We start from the raw sequence: 22492 nt of genomic DNA, 5'->3' as shown, positions 1-22492 counted from the left end.
TATTCCAATGTGGGAGAATCAGCAGCTTACAAAACCGATGTTTGATCAATCAACATGGCGTAATTCTACTCTCCAAACCGGCGTGTGACGACCAAACAAACGCTAACTGTGACAGTAAACTTGCTCGACCCGTTGAGTCAGAGGGTTGCGTACCACCAAGGCAAAGCTATCTTTATCCTTGGCGTTTTGCCCTGAGGGGAAGTTGAAAGTGTTACCGGTGGCGAGCGAGATGAGGTTGCCATCTATCTGGCTGGCGGTAATCATAGTCTGAAAAACTTATCGGTGCGGAACCCTATTACCCGATTTGGGGTCTATGTTTAGCGTTTCATTCGCAAGATTTGACTCAAGTCAATGAGGCGTTTAACCAGTAAATGGTGGGGTAGGCTATAGCATGGTTGGATGTGCAGCCCGATGAGCTGAGGTTAGATTTACTCTGCGATAGGGATAATTTTATCTTTTCATTAGCAAAATTTACCCGCGAAGAGGTCGGTGTGGAAGGAGTTGCGGCGTGAGTAGCGAATGGGCAGTATAATGCATTGAATAACGCGTTGCCCAATGGGTCTTTTTTTCATGAAAATTTGGAATCCGACATCAATTGTCAGCCGTGGGCAACACACGTATTCGATAAAATATAGTTAGATCTCGCACGGATGCTGCTGGGGTCATGTCACATATAATTAAATACTAGTTAAACACATAATAGTTAAAAATATTTAGTTAAACTGGCGTCAATGCGGGTGGTGTATATTTCGTGTCATTCCACCACGCTGGCACGAAATAATCAGGTGTTATTAGCCGCCGGTTACCGTCTTGCTCAGGTGCGAATGTTAGATATGTTTCCCCACACCGGGCATCTTGAATCTATGGCGCTGTTGATGCAGGAGCCAGGGGTCGCAAAGTAGGGAGAAGTTATGGTTGCGGTACGAAGTGCACATTTGAATCCAGCGGGCGAGTTTGCTCTCGACGATTGGATAGCCAGTTTGGGACTTTCTAATCCGCAGTCAGGTGAGCGATTAGCCGAGACTTGGCGCTACTGTGAGCAGCAGACGCAAAACCACCCCAATGCATCGCTATTGCTGTGGCGCGGCCTTGAAATGGTTGAGATTCTTTCCACCCTGAGCATGGATAACGACAGTATGCGCGCAGCGCTGCTGTTCCCGCTGGTGGATGCCAATGTGGTGGATGAAGCCACATTGACCGAACAATTCGGTAAAAGTATTACTTATTTGGTGCATGGCGTACGCGATATGGATGCCATCCGCCAGTTGAAAGCCACCCACAATGATTCCATGAGCTCTGAGCAAGTGGATAATGTGCGCCGTATGTTATTGGCGATGGTGGAAGATTTTCGCTGTGTCGTCATCAAGCTGGCAGAACGTATTGCGCATTTGCGTGAAGTGAAAGATGCGCCGGAAGATGAGCGCGTGCTGGCGGCTAAAGAGTGTTCGAATATTTATGCTCCATTGGCTAACCGTTTGGGTATTGGCCAGATCAAGTGGGAGCTGGAAGACTTCTGCTTCCGCTATCTGCACCCGGATGAATATAAGCAAATCGCCAAATTACTCCATGAGCGCCGTATCGATCGTGAGCAATTCATTGATGACTTTGTGGCTTCATTACACACAGCCATGGCGGCAGAGGGGATCAAAGCCGACATTTATGGTCGCCCCAAGCATATTTACAGCATCTGGCGCAAGATGCAGAAGAAGTCGCTGGCTTTCGATGAACTGTTTGATGTGCGAGCTGTACGGGTGGTGGTTGAGCGCTTGCAGGATTGCTATGCCGCGCTTGGTATTGTTCATACCCATTTCCGTCATTTACCTGATGAGTTTGACGATTATGTCGCCAACCCCAAACCCAATGGTTATCAGTCGATCCATACGGTAGTGCTGGGGCCGCGCGGTAAAACGCTCGAAATTCAAATTCGTACCCGCCAGATGCATGAAGATGCTGAACTGGGCGTCGCTGCGCACTGGAAGTATAAAGAGGGTGCGGTAGTCGCAGGCCGCTCCGGTTATGAAGGGCGGATTGCCTGGTTGCGTAAATTGATTGCCTGGCAGGAAGAAATGGCGGATTCCGGCGAAATGCTGGATGAAGTGCGCAGTCAGGTATTTGACGACCGCGTATATGTGTTCACGCCTAAAGGTGATGTCATTGATTTACCCGCCGGTTCTACACCGCTAGACTTTGCTTACCATATCCACAGTGATGTCGGCCACCGCTGCATTGGGGCTAAAATTAGTGGCCGGATAGTGCCGTTTACTTACCAGTTACAGATGGGTGATCAGATTGAAATTATCACTCAGAAGCAGCCTAACCCAAGTCGTGACTGGCTGAATCCTAACCTCGGCTATGTTACGACTAGCCGCGGGCGTTCTAAGATTCATAACTGGTTTAGAAAACAAGATAGAGACAAGAATATTCTTGCTGGTCGGCAGATGTTGGACGACGAGTTGGAGCACCTGGATATCAGCTTGAAAGAGGCCGAGAAGCTGCTGGTGCCGCGCTACAACATGAATTCTATGGATGAAGTGCTGGCAGCTATTGGTGGGGGTGATATCCGTCTGAATCAGATGGTTAACTTCCTGCAAGGCAAATTGAATAAGCCGACGGCGGAAGAGGCAGATTTAGAGGCCTTACGCCATCTGAATAATAAGCATCAGCCAGCGCCGCGTAATGCCAGCAAAGACAGTGGGCGCATTGTGGTCGAAGGTGTCGGCAATCTGATGCACCATATTGCTCGTTGCTGCCAGCCTATTCCGGGCGATGAAATTATTGGTTTTATTACGCAAGGGCGGGGAATATCCATTCACCGTGCTGATTGTGAGCAGTTAGCTGAATTACAATCCCATGCACCTGAGCGGATTGTCGATGCGGTCTGGGGCGAAAGTTATTCCAGTGGTTATTCACTGGTAGTGCGAGTCACGGCCAATGATCGTAGTGGTTTGCTACGCGATATCACCACCATTTTGGCGAACGAAAAAGTCAATGTGCTGGGCGTCGCCAGCCGTAGCGATACCAAAAAGATGGTGGCAACCATCGACATGGATATCGAGATTTACAATCTACAGGTGCTGGGTAGGGTACTGGCTAAGCTGAATCAGTTGCCGGATGTGATTGACGCCCGTCGGCTACACGGCAATTAAGTTTTTTGATCTGGGCGGCTACTGCGCTTTGCCATTTTAGCCTTGGGCTGTGCTCGGCTTCCTCATGTACTCAAGTACATTCCGGAGCCCTGCGCGCAGTCCGCAACTAAACTGGCTGCGCTCGCTACGCCTCGACTTACTATAGCGGAAAATAATGAATCAAAATCACCCCACAACTGACTCTACCGCCTTAGCGCTACAACGTTTGCTGGATATTATGCGTACTTTGCGTGATCCGGAGCATGGCTGCCCGTGGGATCGTAAGCAGACTTTTGACACTATTGCACCTTATACGCTCGAAGAAACTTATGAAGTGCTTGACGCGATTCAGCGCAAGGATTTCGACGATCTTCGCGACGAGTTGGGTGATTTGCTGTTTCAGGTGGTGTTTTATGCGCAGATGGGGCAGGAGCAAGGGCTGTTTGCCTTCGATGATGTTTGTCATGCTATTAGCGACAAACTAGTGCGCCGCCATCCCCATGTGTTCCCTGATGCGCCACAAAACGCTTCAGACGCTATAATTAGCAGTGATACTGCATTGGCGGGCTGGGAATCGCGTAAAGCTGAGGAGCGGGCGGAGAAAGCCTTGTATTCGGCATTGGATGATATCCCCGACGCCCTGCCAGCCCTGATGAAAGCGCATAAAATTCAGAAACGCTGTGCATCAGTCGGCTTTGATTGGGACACTCTTGGGCCGGTGCTCGATAAAGTCTACGAAGAGATCGATGAAGTGATGTTCGAAGCTCGACAAGCTGTGGTGGATGAAGAAAAATTGGGTGAGGAAATTGGTGATTTACTGTTTGCCACCGTTAATTTATCTCGCCATTTAGGGCATAAAGCTGAAAATGCCTTACAGGCAGCAAATCGCAAGTTTGAACGTCGCTTTCGTCAGGTAGAACAAATAGTTACAGCATCAGGTAAAACCATGGAGAGCGCGACACTGGATGAAATGGAATCTGCCTGGCAGGGAGTTAAACAGCAAGAAACTGAAATGTAAGGTGTTTTAATTCATTTGGTGGATGGTTGTTGAGTTTTAATTGCGTTAATATATTGAATTATAACGGATAGCAAGACGATGTTTCGCGCGGTAAAAATGGCAAAAATGGCCACTCGCGCGGAGATAGTTTGTAGCGAAACCAAGGTTCGGGTATACTACTTTCCCGTCTTGGTTCTTCCATCGTCTTTAAACCTAAACTCTCAGGTTCAGCATGACAACTAATTATATTTTTGTGACCGGCGGGGTCGTATCCTCTCTGGGTAAAGGCATTGCCGCAGCCTCTCTGGCGGCTATACTTGAAGCCCGTGGCCTCAACGTTACCATCATGAAACTGGACCCGTATATCAACGTGGATCCGGGCACCATGAGCCCGACACAACACGGGGAAGTTTTTGTCACCGAAGATGGTGCTGAAACCGATCTGGATTTAGGGCATTACGAGCGTTTCATTCGCACTAAAATGACTCGCCGTAACAACTTCACCACTGGCCGTATTTACTCTGAAGTTCTGCGCAAAGAACGTCGCGGCGACTATCTGGGTGCAACTATTCAGGTTATTCCTCATATCACCAATGCTATCAAAGAACGCATCATCGAAGGCGGCGAAGGCCACGATGTTGTCTTGGTTGAAATTGGCGGTACTGTAGGCGATATCGAATCCTTACCATTCCTTGAAGCTATTCGTCAGATGGCGGTTGATGTTGGCCGCGAGCATACGCTTTACATGCACCTGACGTTGGTTCCTTACCTCGCCGCTGCGGGCGAAGTGAAAACTAAGCCAACGCAACATTCGGTAAAAGAGCTGCTTTCTATTGGTATTCAGCCAGATGTGCTGATTTGCCGTTCTGACCGCGCGGTTCCTGCTAATGAACGGGCTAAAATTGCATTATTCTGTAATGTGCCAGAAAAAGCGGTTATCTCACTAAAAGATGTTGATTCCATTTATAAAATTCCAGGGCTATTGAAATCACAGGGCCTTGACGATTATATTTGTAAACGATTCAGCTTAACTTGTCCTGAAGCAAATCTCGCAGAATGGGAACAGGTATTATACGAAGAGTCGAATCCAGGTGGCGAAGTGACCATTGGGATGATCGGCAAATATGTAGAACTGCCGGATGCCTATAAATCTGTGATTGAAGCCTTGAAGCACGGTGGGCTGAAAAATCGTCTGACGGTGAATATCAAGCTAATTGATTCACAGGATGTTGAGGCGCGCGGCGAAGAGATGCTGAAAGGATTGGATGCTATCCTCATTCCTGGCGGCTTCGGCTACCGTGGTGTGGAAGGCAAAGTTCTGGCGGCACGTTATGCCCGTGAACACAATATTCCTTATCTGGGCATTTGCCTGGGTATGCAGGTTGCACTGATGGAGTTTGCCCGCAATGTGGCGGGGATGGAAAACGCGAACTCCACAGAATTTGTGCCAGACTGTAAGTATCCGGTGGTTGCATTAATCACCGAATGGCGTGATGAAGACGGCAACGTTGAAGTACGCACGGAAGAGAGCGATTTGGGCGGTACCATGCGTGTGGGTGGGCAGCAATGTCACCTGACCGATGGTAGCTTGGTACGTCAGATGTATGGCGAACCGACCATCGTTGAGCGCCATCGTCATCGCTATGAAGTAAACAACATGTTGTTGAAGCAGATTGAAGCTGCCGGGTTACGTGTAGCAGGGCGTTCTGCGGATAACAAACTGGTGGAAATTATCGAGTTGCCAAATCATCCGTGGTTTGTGGCTTGTCAGTTCCATCCAGAATTTACTTCGACGCCACGTGATGGTCACCCGTTGTTTGCCGGCTTTGTGAAAGCGGCTGGTGAGTATCAGAAGCGCCAGGTGAAATAAAATATTTGGTAGAAGGGGCGGCAGCGATGTCGCCCCCTCTGTCTGGAGTTTTAGTTTAACTTGTACTGAGGAAAATCTAATGTCCAAAATCGTTAAAGTCATCGGTCGCGAAATCATCGACTCCCGTGGTAACCCAACTGTAGAAGCCGAAGTTCATCTTGAAGGCGGTTTTGTTGGTTTGGCTGCGGCACCATCAGGTGCATCTACCGGTTCCCGTGAAGCACTGGAACTGCGTGACGGTGACAAATCCCGTTTCCTGGGCAAAGGCGTTCTGAAAGCCGTTGCAGCAGTAAATGGCCCAATTGCTCAGGCAGTTATCGGTAAAGATGCTAAAGACCAGGCTAACATCGATAAAATCATGATCGATTTAGACGGTACTGAGAACAAATCACAGTTTGGTGCTAACGCCATTCTGGCTGTTTCTCTGGCAGCGGCTAAAGCAGCAGCAGCATCTAAAGGCATGCCTTTGTACGAGCATATTGCTGAACTGAATGGCACCCCAGGCAAGTTCTCTATGCCACTGCCTATGATGAACATCATCAATGGTGGCGAACACGCTGATAATAACGTTGATATTCAAGAGTTTATGATTCAGCCAGTGGGCGCTAAAACTCTGAAAGAAGCGGTTCGCATCGGTTCAGAAGTGTTCCATACTTTGGCTAAAGTTCTGAAATCCAAAGGCATGAGCACTGCAGTCGGCGACGAAGGTGGTTATGCACCTAACTTGGGTTCTAACGCCGAAGCACTGGCTGTTATCGCTGAAGCGGTAAAACAGGCAGGCTACGAGTTGGGCAAAGACGTCACTCTGGCGATGGACTGTGCAGCATCTGAGTTCTACAAAGATGGCAAATATGTTCTGGCTGGCGAAGGTAACAAAGCGTTCACTTCTGAAGAGTTCACTCACTTCCTGGAAGATCTGACCAAACAGTACCCAATCGTTTCTATTGAAGACGGTCTGGACGAATCTGACTGGGCTGGCTTCAAATACCAGACCGAAGTTCTGGGTGACAAAATCCAGTTGGTTGGTGACGATCTGTTCGTAACCAACACCAAGATCCTGAAAGAAGGTATCGAAAAAGGTGTTGCTAACTCTATCCTGATTAAATTCAACCAGATCGGTTCTCTGACCGAAACTCTGGCTGCTATCAAGATGGCGAAAGATGCAGGTTACACCGCGGTTATCTCTCACCGTTCAGGCGAAACCGAAGACGCAACCATTGCCGATCTGGCAGTCGGTACTGCTGCTGGTCAAATCAAAACAGGTTCTATGAGCCGTTCTGACCGTGTTGCTAAATATAACCAACTGATCCGTATCGAAGAAGCGCTGGGTGACCGCGCACCATTCAACGGTCTGAAAGAAGTCAAAGGCCAGTAATTACTGTGCTTTAGCTTTGATTAAAGTTGATGGAAAACCCGCTGCGGCGGGTTTTTTTATACCTGTAATGTAGCGAGAAAGTCATCTGGTTAATTATAACTACTTTAAATTTATATAATCCCCTTGCGTTACATAAATGTTTCTTATATGTTAATTTTAATGGTGTGATGCTCATCACGAAATATTATTTGTCGTCTAATTTTTTATTACTACAATTAATATCTCATGGATTTGATTAATTAATATTCCTTATTTATTCTGATGCGACTCATGGCTATTCATAATTGATGCAGACATTATAGATATAGGAGGATTTTTATCTTGGTCTAATGGGGTAAGATTAAATGCTCAATAGGATTGTTATTATCGGTGGTGGCACTGGTGGTACTATTTTAGCTAATTTATTAGCAGCTAAATTACATCGAGATATTCTTGAAAATAAAGTTGAGTTAATACTTATTTCTGACTCTCCAGTTCACTACTATAAACCCGCTTTTATGTATGTCGCTTTCAACTTATTTTATAAGCAAGAGTTGGAACGTTCACAGCAAAGTTTGTTACGGCCAGAAGTTACTTTTATTGTCGATAAAGCCGAAAGTTTCGATTTTTCAAAAAGAGAAATATCATGTCGTAGTGGGAAAAAATATAATTATGACTTTTTGGTCTTTGCGACAGGGTGTGTCCCTCGCCCCGATAGAATTGAAGGCCTTGCTGAAGCAGGTGATCATTTTTATCAATATGCCGCTTCACGTCAATTAGCTGATAAATTAGCTAAAATAGAGAAAGGTCGTATTTTTATTACTGTCTCTTTCCCGCAAACACCCAATGTACCCCATCAATGTGGCATTGCTCCGATAGAAACCACACTGATGTTGGATGACTATCTCCGCCGTCGTGGGGTGCGTAATGCTATTGAAATTGTCTATACCTATCCCACAGTTTCTCAGCTATTGCGTAATTGCCTTTTCTTACAAAGACCGACAGGCGAAGTTCTACCTAACATCTTTGCAGCTAAAGATATCAAGCACCAGCGCGGTTTTACGCTGCAAAAAGTCGACCCCGATAAAAAGATTGCCTATTCCGCCGAAGGAGACGCGCAACCCTTTGATATTTTAATGAGTACCCCTCCTATTACTGCTGTTGATGCTGTGCGTAACACCGGCTTGAGTGAATGGGATAATGGGGAGGGCTGGTTGCCGACTGACCATCAAACCCTGCAAGTCTATGGGCAGCCGGGGGTCTATGTTATTGGCGATACCGTTGACTTGCCGATTAGTAAAGCAGGTGGCTCTTGCCATAATCAAGCTCCTGTTATCGCTGACAATATTGTTTCTGAGCTGCGCATTGGCTACCCAACCCATTATTACGATGGAAAAGTACAAGCACTGGCCCAAATGGGGCTGAATGCGGGGATGCCATTGTGGTACGACTACCGTAATGATGTGATGCCAACACCACCGACCAAAGTGGGTGGAATGTTACGGAATGGTTTTAACCGTGGTTTATATTGGGCCACTGTCCGTGGCTTAATTTAATAAGAGAAAATATGAGCGAACATCAATCAGATGAAAATTATGTTGATAAAGCAATAACGCCTGAGGTTGATTTCACGCAATTGCTTAATAAATTACAACCATTACTGGCGGGAGGGCGATTAAATAACGCAGTCGATATGTTGTCATTGTTATCTGATGTGGTTGATATTGCAGATAATGCATTAGTCGAGAAATTGGCTGGTGTATTCGAAAGTATTGTTGCCGTTGGATGGGAAAGTGGTAATGCATTAAGGATAGCGAATACTGAGTTGCGGCTTAATCAAGAGGCAGTTAATTACCGTTCGTTATATTCTTTATTTCGCGACCGAGACACATTAGTCGGAATTACGTTGTTATTACGGACGTTGCAGATAATTGGTCAAAGAATTAATGCTACAAAAATATCGCCACCTTAACGCTATTTTTATGAGGATATATAGATGTCGATGCAGCCAGCAAAGTCTTTTTCTACTCAGGCTATCCATTATGGCTATCACCCTCAAGAGCATTTAGGCGCATTATCGCCGCCGGTCTATATGAGTTCTACTTTTACTTTCCCCAGTGCGGAATACGGTGGGGCTTGTTTTGCCGGAACAGAGAAAGGTTATTTTTACTCAAGAATCAGTAATCCAACATTAGATTTGTTGGAGCGTCGTATTGCCATACTGGAAGAGGGGGAGGCGGCTGTCGCTTTTTCATCGGGGATGGGGGCTATTACGGCTTGCTGTTGGACGTTTCTTAAACCGGGCGATGAAATTATTGTCGACCAAACCATCTATGGCTGTACTTATGCTTATTTTCATCATGGATTGGCACGATTTGGGGTGAAAATTACCCATGTAGATTTAACTGATTCGCGAAAACTGGCTGCGGCTATTTCGGAACAAACCAGGCTGGTTTACTGCGAAACGCCAGCTAATCCGAATATGCGAATTGTTGATATTGCGGCGCTGAGCCAGATTACCCGTGCCAATGGTTCACTCTTTATCGTGGATAACACCTATTGCACTCCCTATCTACAAACGCCTTTGGCGCTAGGTGCCGATATTGTTGTGCATTCTGCGACTAAATATTTGGGCGGGCACGGTGATTTGTTAGCGGGATTAGCGGTGACGCGCAAAAATCTGGCAGACCAAATTCGTCTGGTCGGGCTAAAAGATATGAATGGTGCGGTGCTGTCTGCGCAGGATGCAGCACTGATTTTACGTGGGATGAAAACATTGGCTGTGCGCATGGAAAGGCATTGTGCCAGCGCCCAAGCTATTGCTGAAAAATTATCTCAGCATCCATTGGTTGAGAAAATTTATTATCCCGGATTGCCAAACTTTCCCCAGCATGAGTTGGTGAAACGGCAAATGAGAGGAGCTGGCGGCATGATTGCTTTTGAACTCCGTGGCGGCATGGCGGTGGGTATCGCCTTTCTCAATGCGCTACAACTCATTTATCGTGCGGTCAGTTTGGGTGACTGTGAAACATTAGCGCAGCATCCGGCTAGTATGACCCACTCCTCTTATACCCCCGAGGAACGGCATCAGCATTTAATTAGCGATGGGTTAATTCGACTCTCGGTGGGGTTAGAGGATGTAGGGGATCTATTAAATGATTTACTTCAGGCATTAGAGGTCGCAAAGGCAATCCATGGAAACGCCGAGTTAATCGCTGATTGAGAGGGGAGACTTTATTTTTTACTTTTCTAATTTACTCGGGTTAATCTGCTGTTTTGCAGATTAACCTATTGTTATCGATTACTTATTCCTGCGAGATTAATCCGAATATCGTCAGAACCCCTCACCTGACTCACATCTCTAACACCACCATCGTGCAGATAATTCATCACCCGTTATTATTAATCAGTACCCGAATGATTCGACAATAATGCATAAAGGAAGATAACTGATGAGATTGAAATACTTAACGTTACCGGCGATGCTTTTCACGGGCAGCGTGCTGGCTGCCGGGGTTACCGTGACCATGAATGAAGCGCTGCCAGATGGAAATGGCAAAACGCTGGGCACTGTTACCGTGACAGAAACGCCTTATGGTTTATTGTTCACGCCAACTCTGACTGGGCTAGTTGCGGGTGTTCACGGTTTCCATCTCCATGAGAACCCAAGCTGTGCGCCGGGGCAGAAAGACGGTAAAGCTGTGCCCGCATTGGCTGCGGGCGGTCATTTCGATCCGCAAAAAACCGGGACGCACCTTGGGCCTTATAATGATAAAGGGCATTTGGGTGATCTGCCAGGGCTGGTGGTCAATGCCGATGGCACTGCGACCTACCAAGTATTGGCTCCGCGCCTGAAATCGTTATCCGAGATGAAACAACACGCACTAATGATTCATGCTGGTGGTGATAACTATGCCGACCATCCAATGCCTTTGGGTGGTGGCGGTGCGCGCATGGCTTGTGGGGTCATCGAGTAACGGCCTGATACAAACAAACTGGTAGCTTTGGTGTTACCAGTTTGGTCACAGCCAGGGAATCTGCGATAATCACGCATTGGTTTGAATCACGATAGAGATGCTAATGCAGTACCCGATTAATGAAATGTTCCAGACCTTGCAGGGCGAGGGTTACTTCACCGGAGTACCGGCGATTTTCGTGCGTTTGCAGGGTTGCCCAGTCGGTTGTAGCTGGTGTGACACCAAACATACCTGGGAAAAAGAGGCTGATCGGGAAGTTGATATGCAGCGCATCATGGTAAAAACCGCGGAAAGTGATCTCTGGGGAACAGCCAGTGAGCAGCAGTTACTGGATATCTTCCGTCAACAAGGGTATACCGCCCGCCATGTGGTGATAACTGGGGGGGAGCCAGCGATTTACGATTTGCTCCCTTTAACATCCCAATTGGAGCAAGCCGGTTACAGTTGCCAAATTGAAACCAGCGGTACTCATGAAGTGCAGTGTTCCGCCACCACGTGGGTGACGGTTTCGCCAAAAGTGAATATGCGCGGCGGCCTAAAAGTATTGCCACAGGCATTACAGCGAGCGGATGAAATTAAACATCCGGTGGGGCGTTTGCGGGATATTGAAGCACTTGAAGTACTGTTAGTCACCCTGACAGATGACAAAAAACGGATTATTGCTTTGCAGCCGATCAGCCAGAAAGAAGATGCCACTAAGCTCTGCATTGAAACCTGTATCGCCAAGAATTGGCGGTTGTCGATGCAGACGCATAAGTATTTAAATATCGCTTAATCCCCTTCGTCCTTGCCGCCGCAGCCGTGTTGCGGCGCTCATTCACCCAAATCACTTACTCATGTAAGCTCATTGGGATTCATTCACTTGCTGTCTTGCTGCAACATCAATGACTTTGGGTATCGATTTGTTAGTCGCGATTTATTACCCGCGGTAAACACAACCCGCCGAACAGGTCTCTTTTACCATCACCGCGCTGAGCTCTGGTAATTGCGGTTTAAGCTGCTGCCAAATCCAACTGGCCAGCACTTCACTGGTAGGGTTTTCCAGGCCGGGAATGTCATTCAGATAGTGATGATCCAAACGTTCCCAAATGGGTTTGAATGCAGCCTTGAGTTCAGCAAAGTCCATCACCCAGCCGGAGTGAGCATCAACTTCCCCTGTCACCTCAATACGGATCATAAATGAATGGCCGTGCAAACGACCGCATTTGTGTCCCTCTGGGACATGGGGCAACAAGTGGGCGGCTTCAAACTGAAAATCTTTAAATAGGGTGGTGCTCATAATTCTGACCTTATTGACTCAAAAAAACGCCGCATAGTACCGGAAAGCATGGATGCTGGCTATGAATGCCCGTCACTGTGCGCTCTATTGGGCCAGATGTGGCTTGCTTATATTGAACGTATTCCACTGATTTTTATATAGATATGATTAATTTATAGTGCAATATCAGTGGGCGAAAATTTGCTAATAAGTTGAACACTTTAACTCATATCTATTACCTGAAAAACTGCTTAGTCGTTTTGGTTATTTATTATTTCCATTGCTTCTTTAATTGTTATTATCGGGATGGTTAACCTTACAAACTATCAAGACTTTTGAGCGCAAACTGTTCGCACTGATAGCTGTCCGTGCCTACCGTGGCTAAGCATAAAGGAATTAGTACTGCAATGACGACTCAGGTTCCTCCTACTTCTTTACTCCCGCTATCGCCGGAGCAGTTGGCCCGCTTGCAAGCCGCGGTTGGTGAGTTCTCCCCCACCCAAATGGCATGGTTATCTGGCTATTTCTGGGGCATGGTTAACCAACAACCTGGCGCGGTTGTTGCTCCTGCTGTGGCCGCCCCAGCAGCGACGATCACCCTGATTTCTGCTTCCCAAACCGGTAATGCGCGGCGTTTGGCTGAACAGTTACGCGATGACCTTTTGGCCGCCAAACTTAACGTCAATCTGGTTAATGCCGGTGATTATAAGTTTAAACAGATCGCGCAGGAACGTTTGCTGGTGATTGTTGCTTCCACCCAAGGCGAAGGCGAGCCAGCCGAAGAGGCCGTGGCGCTGCATAAGTTCTTATTCTCTAAAAAAGCGCCTAAATTGTCAGAAACCGCCTTTGCGGTGTTTGGTTTAGGCGATACTTCCTATGAGCATTTTTGCCAGGCAGCCAAAGATTTCGACAACAAATTGGCTGATTTGGGGGCGCAGCGGTTAGTTGAAAGAGTTGATGCTGATGTGGAATATCAAGAATCAGCACAACAATGGCGTCAACAGGTTGTGGCGGCCTTGCAGGCAAGAGTCCCCGCGCAATCAGCGTCTGCGGTAGCAGTAACACAAAGCGGCGCGGTCGATGAAATTACCTCTAGCCCTTACAGCAAGAGTGCGCCACTGACCGCAAAATTATCGGTGCTGCAAAAAGTGACGGGCCGTCACTCTGAAAAAGATGTGCGCCATATTGAAATTGATTTAGGGGATTCCGGGCTGCGCTATCAGCCGGGTGATGCTCTGGGGGTCTGGTTTGATAATGACCCGGCATTGGTCGACGAGCTATTGGCACTCTTGTGGCTTAAAGGTGATGAGCCGGTCAGTATTGATGGGCAGAATATATCGGTGTCACAAGCGCTGCGTAGCCATCTTGAACTGACCCAAAATACCACGGTGATTGTCGATAAATATGCCGCGCTTTCCCGTGATGAAAAATTAATTGCTTTGCTGGCGGATAAACCGGCGCTGCAACACTATGCTAAGAACACTCCTATTGTGGATATGGTTCGTCAGGCCCCCTCTGATCTGAATGCCGACCAACTGATTGCATTGTTGCGGCCACTAACACCCCGTCTCTATTCCATTGCCTCCTCGCAGGCTGAAACTGAGAACGAAGTGCATATCACCGTTGGTGTGGTGCGCTATGAGATTGATGGCCGTCCTCGCACTGGTGGCGCATCGGGTTATCTGGCTGATCGATTGGAGGTCGATGGCGATATCCGCATCTTTATCGAACATAACGATAACTTCCGATTACCGGCTAACCCAGAAACGCCAGTGATAATGATTGGGCCGGGAACCGGCATTGCCCCTTTCCGTGCCTTTATGCAGCAGCGCGAAGCTGACGGGGCCACGGGTAAAAACTGGTTACTTTTCGGTAACCCGCATTTCACTGAAGATTTTCTCTATCAGGTTGAATGGCAACGCTATGTCAAAACTGGCTTGCTGACCCGCATTGATCTGGCGTGGTCGCGCGATCAAGCCCATAAAATATATGTACAAGACAAACTGCGCGAACAAGGTGCAGAACTGTGGAACTGGATCCAACAAGGTGCCCACATTTACGTCTGTGGCGATGCTAATCGCATGGCGAAAGACGTTGAGCAGGTTTTACTGGACGTGGTGGCTCTGCACGGCGCGATGGATGCTGAGCAGGCTGATGAATATTTAAGTGAGCTGCGCCTGGCGCGCCGTTATCAGCGGGATGTGTACTGATGAGTGAAAAACACCCTGGGCCGTTGGTTGTGACGGGAAAACTTTCTGACGGCGAGCGCATGAAGTCGCAAAGCAACTTCCTACGCGGGACGATTGCAGAAGATTTGAATGACGGGCTGACCGGCGGGTTCAACGGCGATAACTTCCTGCTGATCCGCTTCCACGGAATGTATCAGCAAGATGACCGCGATATCCGTGCCGAACGGACGGAACAAAAGCTTGAACCTCGTCATGCCATGATGCTGCGGTGCCGTTTGCCCGGCGGGATTATTACCCCGCAACAGTGGCTAGGCATTGATAAATTTGCTGCGGATAACACCTTATACGGCAGCATCCGTATTACTAACCGTCAGACATTCCAGTTTCATGGCATTCTTAAAGGGAATGTGAAACCGGCTCACCAGTTGCTCAATCAATTGGGTCTGGATGCATTGGCGACGGCAAATGATGTTAACCGTAACGTACTTTGCACCTCGAACCCGGTGGAATCAGTGCTCCATCAGGAAGCTTACGAATGGGCGAAGAAGATTTCTGAACATTTATTACCGCGCACTCGTGCTTACGCCGAAATCTGGCTGGATGCAGAAAAAGTCGCGACCACCGATGAAGAACCGATCCTCGGTGCGACTTATTTACCGCGCAAATTTAAAACCACAGTGGTCATTCCGCCGCAAAATGATGTCGATCTCCATGCTAATGATCTCAACTTTGTTGCGGTGGCGGAGAAAGGTAAGTTGGTTGGTTTTAACGTGTTGGTGGGCGGTGGGTTATCCATTGCTCACGGTGATAAGAATACTTACCCACGTAAAGCCAGTGAATTTGGCTATATTCCGTTGCAATACACTTTGGCGATTGCAGAGGCGGTGGTGACCACTCAGCGTGATTGGGGCAACCGCACTGATCGTAAGAATGCAAAAACCAAATATACGCTAGAGCGTGTTGGGGTTGATGTGTTTAAAGCTGAAGTTGAAAAGCGCGCGGGTGTGAGTTTCGGGGCCATCAAACCTTACCAATTTACGGGGCGGGGCGACCGTATCGGCTGGGTCAAGGGCATCGATAAAAAGTGGCATTTGACCTTATTTATCGAAAATGGTCGTTTGCTGGATTACCCCGGCCGCAGTCTGAAAACCGGGGTGGCGGAAATTGCTAAAATCCATCAGGGCGATTTCCGTTTAACCGCCAATCAAAACCTGATTGTGGCTGGCGTGCCGGAAAAAGACAAAGCGCGCATTGAAGCATTGGCCCGCGAGCACGGTTTGATGGATGACAGTGTTAGCCCGCAGCGCGAAAACTCCATGGCGTGCGTTTCGTTCCCAACTTGCCCATTGGCAATGGCGGAAGCGGAGCGTTTCTTGCCGGAGTTTGTGACCCGCATTGAAGGGATTTTGCAACAACAGGGTTTGCCTAATGAACATATTGTCATGCGCGTCACCGGCTGCCCGAATGGCTGTGGTCGTGCTTTGCTCGCTGAAGTTGGGCTGGTGGGAAAAGCGATGGGGCGCTATAACCTGCATCTGGGGGGCAACCGTGAAGGCACTCGGATACCGCGTATGTATCGTGAAAACATTACCGAAGATGAAATTCTGGCGATTACCGACCAGTTAGTCGGGCGTTGGGCTAAAGAGCGCCATACTGACGAGGGTTTCGGTGATTTTGTTATTCGTGTCGGTGTTATTGCTCCGGTGATAGATTCAGCCCGCGACTTTTATGATGTCCAGGAGGGGGTGTGAGCCAATTCAATCTCAATGAACTTAACGCGTTGCCGAAAGCGGAACAAGCCGCGGCCTTGGCGCTGGTTAATGGGCAACTGGAGCATTTAACCGCGCAAGAGCGCGTCAGTTGGGCATTAGAAAATCTGCCCGGTGAGTTTGTGCTCTCTTCCAGTTTTGGTATTCAGGCGGCAGTTTGCTTGCATTTGGTGACGCTTCAGCGGCCTGATATCCCGGTGATCCTCACGGATACCGGCTATCTGTTTCCGGAAACCTATCAGTTTATTGATGCTCTTACTGAAAAACTTCAGCTTAATTTGCAGGTGTTTCGCGCACAGCAAAGCCCGGCCTGGCAAGAGGCGCGCTATGGCAAACTGTGGGAACAGGGAGTTGAAGGGATTGAGCGCTATAACGACCTGAATAAAGTTGAGCCGATGAATCGCGCACTGGAAACGTTAGGTGCCCAAACCTGGTTTGCGGGCCTGCGCCGTGAACAATCGGGTAGCCGTGCAAAATTACCGGTTTTGGCGATTGCGCGCGGTGTTTTCAAATTGCTCCCTATCATTGATTGGGATAATCGCCAGGTTTATCAGTATTTGACTCAGAATGGCCTGAGTTATCATCCACTGTGGGAACAGGGTTATTTATCTGTCGGCGATACCCATACAACTCGCAAATGGGAGCCGGGCATGAGCGAAGAAGAAACGCGCTTCTTTGGCCTAAAACGTGAATGCGGTTTGCATGAAAGTTGAATGTGGCAGAGAGAGAAAAGGGCGCTCATAGCGCCCTTATTTTTTAGCGCCAGCTAATTCTTGTATCAGCGGCAACAATATCTGCACCGTGTTATGTGTGCGTTTAGTGATGCGGCCGGGCAAGAACTTATCCAGATAATTTAAGTTATCCAGTTGGCTTTGATGGCGGGTGGTTCCTTGAGGGAAATGCTTGCTGATAGCCCGTTGCTGGCAGCCATCTTGATTTCCTAACGTGTAGTTACTGGCCTCAACGAATAACACCGCTATTCCGGCGGCATCAAAAGCATTTTTCTCTGCCTTACAGGGGGAGGTTACCAGGCCTTTTACTGTGGCGGCGGTAATACCATAGCGGCGAGCCAGTGTTAGCGCTTGATCCTTTGCAGCAATGGCTGCGGGCTGATTATTGGCATTAAAATAGAGACGATCACCGGTAATCAGATTATCCAAATTGATCACCAACAATGTATTAGTTTTCTCTGTTGGGCTCATGCGTTGCAGATAGTTTTCGGTTCCTTGGGCACCAATCTCCTCCGCACTGAGCGCGACAAAACGCAAATCATAGCGTAGCGGTGTGTCTTTGAGGCGCTCCGCCAACTCTAGCATCACACCTACGCCCGCAGCATTGTCATCGACACCTTGTAACGTTAGGCCACCCAGGTTTTTATCTAAATCTTTGTCACTTTGCGGGGTATAGGTATCAAAATGCGCCATGATGATTATCTGCTTTTGATCATCCGCTTTGCTGGCCGCATCCGCTTTATCTGTTGATATATTGCGGGCAGCAATCACTGAAGTGGCACTGATATTTCGCCAGTTTTGTTTACCATTTTTACTGGTATAGAGATAGCGGGTGTTAAATCCCCGCAAATTACTTTGATAGCCCATCTGCTGAAAACGATGATTAATATATTCAGCAGCCAGCAATTCAGCTGGGCTACCCGCCATACGGCCAGGGAAATAAGTACTGATGTGGCGAACTTGTTGTTCAGCTATTTGACCGGTGGTGGGTGATGTCGCTGCCTGAAGTGGCAGGACGGTCGTTAAACTCAGCGTAAAGAGTGCCCACTTTAGGCAACGACGGGAAAACATACTGAAATATCCTTGTAAAGTCAGAGCCACACTTACTGGCATGGACAACGCGGTATAGTATGAAACTCTCCGGGGAAATAGACAATTTGTATACTTCCTAAAATGCAGATATTTACGTCACCAGATAAGAAAATCACTCACAGTGATAATCGGCTAGCATAGCTGGGAACCTTGCCATCACGCCTATATATCATTATGGAACTTGTAATTACTTTTCGTCATTTCATAAGGCCATAACCCCCCCCTATAGTCACCCTACGCTTATTATGTAATTGAAGGATGCTGTGGACTATCTACCTCTTTTTGCCGACTTGAAACGACGCCCTGTCTTGGTTGTTGGCGGCGGTGAAGTTGCTGCGCGAAAAATTGACTTACTCCACCGCGCGGGCGCACAGGTGCGGGTAGTGGCACAGACTCTCTCATCTGAACTCGAACAACAATATCAGGATGGCCGCATTCACTGGCTGGCATTAGATTTCTTGCCCGCGCAATTGGATGAGGTGTTTCTGGTGATTGCGGCTACCAATGATACGGCGCTGAATGCCGCCGTTTTCGCGGCAGCGGATAAGCGGCATCTGCTGGCGAATGTGGTTGATGACCAACCCCGTTGCTCGTTTATCTTCCCGTCGATTGTTGACCGCTCCCCACTGGTGGTGGCGATCTCCTCCGCGGGGCAGGCGCCGGTATTGGCGCGTATCTTGCGCGAGAAGCTGGAAGCTTTATTACCCAGCAGTTTAGGCGAGATGGCGGCTGTCGCCGGGCGCTGGCGTGGGCGGGTTAAGCAGCAAATTGCATCAATGGGGGAGCGCCGCCGCTTTTGGGAAAATGCTTTCAGTGGCCGCTTTGCCAGTTTTATCAGCCGTGGTCAGTTAGCGCAGGCCGAAGAGGAACTGCAATTGTCCTTAGACGGTCAGAGCAGCTCTCAGGGGGAAGTCGCCTTGGTGGGGGCAGGCCCCGGTGACCCCGGTTTACTGACCTTACGCGGTCTGCAAGTGATTCAACAGGCTGATGTGGTGCTGTATGACCATCTCGTCAGCCCGGAAGTGCTGGATTTAGTGCGCCGTGATGCTGAACGTATTTGTGTTGGCAAACGCGCGGGGTCGCACTCGGTCACTCAGGAAGAAACCAATCAATTACTGGTCACATTCGCACAGCGCGGGAAGCGGGTGGTTCGGCTAAAAGGCGGCGATCCTTTTATCTTTGGCCGTGGCGGCGAAGAGTTACAAGTTGTGGCGCGTGCGGGCATACCCTTTCAGGTGGTGCCAGGGGTGACGGCGGCGAGCGGGGCGACCGCTTATGCCGGAATTCCTTTGACTCACCGTGACCATGCGCAAAGTGTGACATTTATTACCGGGCATTGCCGCGCTGATGGCGATGATTTGGATTGGCAAGCGCTGGCCCGTGGTCATCAGACTTTGGCTATCTACATGGGCACGGTGAAAGCGGCGGAAATCAGCCGGCAATTAATCACTCATGGCCGGGCCAGCACTACGCCAGTGGCCGTGATTGGCCGGGGCACTCGTGCTGACCAACAAGTCCTGACCGGTACATTGGCAGAGCTTGAATTACTCGCACATCAGGCCCCGACACCCGCCCTGCTGGTGATTGGGGAAGTGGTGGATTTGCATCACCAAATTGCCTGGTTTGGGCAACAACCGCAGACTGAACAGGCTATCAGCCCGTCAGTCGTGAATTTGGCATAAAGGATCTGTTATGGACGAAAAACGACTCACTCATTTGCGGCAATTGGAGGCGGAGAGTATCCATATCATCCGTGAAGTGGCCGCCGAATTCGGTAACCCGGTGATGCTCTACTCCATCGGCAAAGACTCTTCTGTGATGCTGCATTTAGCGCGCAAAGCTTTCTTCCCCGGTCATTTGCCTTTCCCATTATTGCATGTGGATACCGGCTGGAAATTCCGTGAAATGTACGAGTTCCGTGACCACACGGCCAAAGCTTTCGGCTGTGAGTTACTGGTGCATCGTAATCCGGAAGGGGTAGCAATGGGGATTAATCCCTTTGTTCATGGCAGCGCCAAACATACCGATATCATGAAAACCGAAGGTTTGAAGCAGGCGCTGAACAAATACGGTTTTGATGCTGCTTTCGGTGGCGCGCGGCGGGATGAAGAGAAATCCCGCGCCAAAGAGCGTATTTATTCGTTCCGCGACCGCTTTCATCGTTGGGACCCAAAAAATCAGCGCCCAGAACTGTGGCACAACTATAACGGCCAGATTAACAAAGGCGAAAGTATCCGCGTCTTCCCGCTGTCCAACTGGACTGAGCTGGATATTTGGCAATATATCTTCTTGGAAAAAATCGACATTGTGCCGTTGTATTTGGCAAAGCCCCGCCCAGTGGTGGAGCGCGACGGGATGCTGTTGATGGTGGACGACGATCGCATTGATTTGCAGCCGGGCGAAGTTATCACGCAGAAGATGGTGCGTTTTCGTACCTTGGGCTGTTGGCCACTGACGGGCGCGGTGGAGTCTGAGGCGGAAACCTTGCCCGCTATTATCGAAGAGATGCTTATCTCGACCACCAGTGAACGTCAGGGTCGCATGATCGACCGCGATCAATCCGGCTCCATGGAGCTTAAAAAGCGTCAGGGATATTTCTGAGGAGCGCCCGATGAGCACAAAATTTCAAGATAAATCACTATTTCAAGATCCATCGATAGCAGAAAATCAGCCGAATTTAGAAATTAACTCGATGATTTTAAACAATACTTCTATCGCCCAGCAAATTGCTAATGAAGGTGGGGTAGAAGCTTATCTGCATGCCCAGCAACACAAAACCATGCTGCGTTTTCTGACTTGCGGCAGTGTCGATGATGGTAAAAGCACGCTAATTGGCCGTTTACTGCACGATACCCGCCAGATCTACGAAGATCAGCTCACTACGCTGCACACAGATAGTAAGCGTATTGGTACGCAGGGTGAAAAACTGGATTTGGCTTTGCTGGTAGACGGTTTGCAGGCCGAACGTGAGCAGGGCATTACTATTGATGTGGCCTACCGCTACTTCTCGACTGAGAAACGCAAATTTATCATTGCTGATACCCCCGGGCATGAGCAATACACGCGAAATATGGCGACCGGCGCTTCGACCTGTGATTTGGCGATTTTGTTAATTGATACCCGTAAAGGGGTATTGGACCAAACTCGCCGCCACAGCTTTATCGCCACGTTATTGGGTATCCGCCATTTGGTGGTGGCGGTGAATAAGATGGATTTGGTCGATTATCAGGAAAGCGTTTTCGAGCAGTTTAAAGCAGATTACCTGAGTTTTTCTCAGCAGTTACCCACTGATTTAGATATTAAATTTGTCCCGTTATCGGCGCTGGATGGCGATAATGTGGCCTCGCCAAGTGAGAAAATGAATTGGTATTCTGGCCCGACGCTGCTTGAAGTGCTGGAAAGTGTTGATGTGGTGAATGCCAGTCGCCAGCAGCCGCTGCGTTTCCCGGTGCAATATGTGAACCGGCCAAATCTGGATTTCCGCGGTTATGCCGGCACCTTATCTGCCGGTATCGTACGTGTCGGACAAAAAATAAAAGTGCTGCCCTCTGGCGTGGAATCCACCATTGCGCGCATTGTCACTTTTGATGGCGACTTGACCCAGGCCACTCCCGGTGAAGCCATTACGCTGGTGTTGACGGATGAAGTAGATATCAGCCGTGGTGATTTATTGGTTGATGCCAGTGAAACCCTAAAAGCGGCGCAAAATGCGCTGGTGGATGTGGTGTGGATGGCGGAACAACCGCTGGTGGCCGGGCAAAGTTATGACATCAAAATCGCTGGGAAAAAGACCCGTGCGCGGGTTGAAAATATTCAATATCAGGTCGAGATCAACTCGCTGACCCAGCGAGTGGTTGAAAGCTTGCCGCTGAATGGCATTGGTTTGGTTGAATTGGCGTTCGATGAGCCGTTGGTGCTGGACAGCTATCAGCGTAATCGGGACACCGGCGGCCTGATCTTTATTGACCGGCTGAGTAATGTCACTGTCGGCGCAGGGTTGATCCGTGAAACGTTGGAATCGGTTTATCAAGAAAATACTGAATTCAGTTCATTTGAGTTGGAACTGAATGCACTGGTTCGTCGCCACTTCCCACACTGGGGTGCGCGTGACCTGTTAGGGGGGAAATAAC

General features: G+C 48.7%; 18 protein-coding genes and 1 pseudogene. 16 read left to right on the top strand and 3 right to left on the bottom strand.

Annotation, left to right across the window (positions count from 1 at the left end):
* Positions 1–102: 102 nt before the first annotated feature.
* Positions 103–264: a hypothetical protein gene (locus tag DX162_RS22890; protein ID WP_004389082.1), complete on the bottom strand. Its 162-nt coding sequence runs from the start codon at positions 262–264 to the stop codon at positions 103–105.
* Between DX162_RS22890 and DX162_RS02175 the strand changes: the two are divergent.
* The 10 genes and pseudogenes from DX162_RS02175 to queE all read left to right on the top strand — a co-directional run.
* Positions 223–902, top strand: a pseudogene (locus tag DX162_RS02175) (class I SAM-dependent RNA methyltransferase family protein); the annotation flags it as partial. The gene DX162_RS22890 and the pseudogene DX162_RS02175 overlap by 42 nt on opposite strands.
* Positions 903–911: 9 nt before the next feature.
* A complete protein-coding gene (relA, locus tag DX162_RS02170; protein ID WP_004389085.1) occupies positions 912–3146 on the top strand; it encodes a GTP diphosphokinase in 2235 nt (744 codons plus the stop codon).
* 154 nt (positions 3147–3300) lie between these two features.
* The gene (gene mazG / locus DX162_RS02165; RefSeq protein WP_004389086.1) at positions 3301–4143 is read left to right on the top strand and encodes a nucleoside triphosphate pyrophosphohydrolase; all 843 of its coding nucleotides are present in this window, start codon (positions 3301–3303) and stop codon (positions 4141–4143) included.
* Positions 4144–4354: 211 nt separating this feature from the next.
* Entirely contained in the window at positions 4355–5992 is a 1638-nt protein-coding gene (gene pyrG / locus DX162_RS02160; RefSeq protein ID WP_004389087.1) for a glutamine hydrolyzing CTP synthase, read from the top strand.
* Positions 5993–6071: 79 nt separating this feature from the next.
* Positions 6072–7367: a phosphopyruvate hydratase gene (gene eno / locus DX162_RS02155; protein WP_004389088.1), complete on the top strand. Its 1296-nt coding sequence runs from the start codon at positions 6072–6074 to the stop codon at positions 7365–7367.
* A gap of 344 nt (positions 7368–7711) precedes the next feature.
* A complete protein-coding gene (locus DX162_RS02150) occupies positions 7712–8902 on the top strand; it encodes an NAD(P)/FAD-dependent oxidoreductase (RefSeq protein ID WP_004389089.1) in 1191 nt (396 codons plus the stop codon).
* 11 nt (positions 8903–8913) lie between these two features.
* Positions 8914–9318, top strand: a complete 405-nt coding sequence (locus tag DX162_RS02145; protein WP_004389090.1) for a hypothetical protein — start codon at positions 8914–8916, stop codon at positions 9316–9318.
* Between the two features lie 24 nt (positions 9319–9342).
* Positions 9343–10569 (top strand): methionine gamma-lyase, encoded by a 1227-nt coding sequence (locus tag DX162_RS02140; RefSeq protein WP_050413785.1) that lies wholly within the window; start codon positions 9343–9345, stop codon positions 10567–10569.
* Between the two features lie 229 nt (positions 10570–10798).
* Positions 10799–11323 (top strand): superoxide dismutase family protein, encoded by a 525-nt coding sequence (sodC, locus tag DX162_RS02135; protein WP_004389092.1) that lies wholly within the window; start codon positions 10799–10801, stop codon positions 11321–11323.
* 103 nt (positions 11324–11426) lie between these two features.
* Positions 11427–12098: a 7-carboxy-7-deazaguanine synthase QueE gene (queE, locus tag DX162_RS02130; protein ID WP_004389093.1), complete on the top strand. Its 672-nt coding sequence runs from the start codon at positions 11427–11429 to the stop codon at positions 12096–12098.
* 144 nt (positions 12099–12242) lie between these two features.
* Here queE and queD read toward each other — a convergent pair whose 3' ends face one another.
* A complete protein-coding gene (gene queD, locus DX162_RS02125; RefSeq protein WP_032819180.1) occupies positions 12243–12602 on the bottom strand; it encodes a 6-carboxytetrahydropterin synthase QueD in 360 nt (119 codons plus the stop codon).
* 386 nt (positions 12603–12988) lie between these two features.
* On the opposite strand from queD, the gene cysJ reads away from it, so the two are divergent.
* The 3 genes from cysJ to DX162_RS02110 are packed head-to-tail and all read left to right on the top strand — an operon-like array spanning position 12989 to position 17252.
* Positions 12989–14791: an NADPH-dependent assimilatory sulfite reductase flavoprotein subunit gene (cysJ, locus tag DX162_RS02120; RefSeq protein ID WP_032819181.1), complete on the top strand. Its 1803-nt coding sequence runs from the start codon at positions 12989–12991 to the stop codon at positions 14789–14791.
* Positions 14791–16521, top strand: coding sequence for an assimilatory sulfite reductase (NADPH) hemoprotein subunit (gene cysI / locus DX162_RS02115; RefSeq protein ID WP_032819182.1), 1731 nt, complete (start codon positions 14791–14793; stop codon positions 16519–16521). The genes cysJ and cysI overlap by 1 nt, the downstream gene beginning before the upstream one ends.
* On the top strand, positions 16518–17252 hold the full coding sequence (locus tag DX162_RS02110; RefSeq protein ID WP_032819184.1) for a phosphoadenylyl-sulfate reductase: 735 nt from the start codon (positions 16518–16520) through the stop codon (positions 17250–17252). The genes cysI and DX162_RS02110 overlap by 4 nt, the downstream gene beginning before the upstream one ends.
* 36 nt (positions 17253–17288) lie before the next feature.
* On the opposite strand, the gene DX162_RS02105 is transcribed toward DX162_RS02110, so the two are convergent.
* Positions 17289–18341: an aminopeptidase gene (locus tag DX162_RS02105; protein WP_032819248.1), complete on the bottom strand. Its 1053-nt coding sequence runs from the start codon at positions 18339–18341 to the stop codon at positions 17289–17291.
* Positions 18342–18625: 284 nt separating this feature from the next.
* Between DX162_RS02105 and cysG the strand changes: the two genes are divergently transcribed.
* Genes cysG through cysN form a run of 3 tightly spaced genes read left to right on the top strand, consistent with a single transcriptional unit; the run spans position 18626 to position 22491 of the window.
* On the top strand, positions 18626–20044 hold the full coding sequence (gene cysG, locus DX162_RS02100; RefSeq protein ID WP_004389098.1) for a siroheme synthase CysG: 1419 nt from the start codon (positions 18626–18628) through the stop codon (positions 20042–20044).
* Between the two features lie 10 nt (positions 20045–20054).
* The gene (cysD, locus tag DX162_RS02095; protein WP_004389099.1) at positions 20055–20963 is read left to right on the top strand and encodes a sulfate adenylyltransferase subunit CysD; all 909 of its coding nucleotides are present in this window, start codon (positions 20055–20057) and stop codon (positions 20961–20963) included.
* 10 nt (positions 20964–20973) lie between these two features.
* Positions 20974–22491, top strand: a complete 1518-nt coding sequence (gene cysN, locus DX162_RS02090; RefSeq protein WP_004389100.1) for a sulfate adenylyltransferase subunit CysN — start codon at positions 20974–20976, stop codon at positions 22489–22491.
* Position 22492: the final 1 nt, after the last annotated feature.

This window comes from Yersinia kristensenii (assembly GCF_900460525.1).
Lineage (GTDB): Bacteria > Pseudomonadota > Gammaproteobacteria > Enterobacterales > Enterobacteriaceae > Yersinia > Yersinia kristensenii.
This window is presented reverse-complemented; position numbering and strand designations above follow the sequence as displayed.

What these genes read in the sequence shown, in the direction of transcription:
- DX162_RS22890 (WP_004389082.1), bottom strand. Translation starts at nt 264, where the DNA reads ATGATTACCGCCAGCCAGATAGATGGCAACCTCATCTCGCTCGCCACC.
- relA (WP_004389085.1), top strand. Translation starts at nt 912, where the DNA reads ATGGTTGCGGTACGAAGTGCACATTTGAATCCAGCGGGCGAGTTTGCT.
- mazG (WP_004389086.1), top strand. Translation starts at nt 3,301, where the DNA reads ATGAATCAAAATCACCCCACAACTGACTCTACCGCCTTAGCGCTACAA.
- pyrG (WP_004389087.1), top strand. Translation starts at nt 4,355, where the DNA reads ATGACAACTAATTATATTTTTGTGACCGGCGGGGTCGTATCCTCTCTG.
- eno (WP_004389088.1), top strand. Translation starts at nt 6,072, where the DNA reads ATGTCCAAAATCGTTAAAGTCATCGGTCGCGAAATCATCGACTCCCGT.
- DX162_RS02150 (WP_004389089.1), top strand. Translation starts at nt 7,712, where the DNA reads ATGCTCAATAGGATTGTTATTATCGGTGGTGGCACTGGTGGTACTATT.
- DX162_RS02145 (WP_004389090.1), top strand. Translation starts at nt 8,914, where the DNA reads ATGAGCGAACATCAATCAGATGAAAATTATGTTGATAAAGCAATAACG.
- DX162_RS02140 (WP_050413785.1), top strand. Translation starts at nt 9,343, where the DNA reads ATGTCGATGCAGCCAGCAAAGTCTTTTTCTACTCAGGCTATCCATTAT.
- sodC (WP_004389092.1), top strand. Translation starts at nt 10,799, where the DNA reads ATGAGATTGAAATACTTAACGTTACCGGCGATGCTTTTCACGGGCAGC.
- queE (WP_004389093.1), top strand. Translation starts at nt 11,427, where the DNA reads ATGCAGTACCCGATTAATGAAATGTTCCAGACCTTGCAGGGCGAGGGT.
- queD (WP_032819180.1), bottom strand. Translation starts at nt 12,602, where the DNA reads ATGAGCACCACCCTATTTAAAGATTTTCAGTTTGAAGCCGCCCACTTG.
- cysJ (WP_032819181.1), top strand. Translation starts at nt 12,989, where the DNA reads ATGACGACTCAGGTTCCTCCTACTTCTTTACTCCCGCTATCGCCGGAG.
- cysI (WP_032819182.1), top strand. Translation starts at nt 14,791, where the DNA reads ATGAGTGAAAAACACCCTGGGCCGTTGGTTGTGACGGGAAAACTTTCT.
- DX162_RS02105 (WP_032819248.1), bottom strand. Translation starts at nt 18,341, where the DNA reads ATGTTTTCCCGTCGTTGCCTAAAGTGGGCACTCTTTACGCTGAGTTTA.
- cysD (WP_004389099.1), top strand. Translation starts at nt 20,055, where the DNA reads ATGGACGAAAAACGACTCACTCATTTGCGGCAATTGGAGGCGGAGAGT.
- cysN (WP_004389100.1), top strand. Translation starts at nt 20,974, where the DNA reads ATGAGCACAAAATTTCAAGATAAATCACTATTTCAAGATCCATCGATA.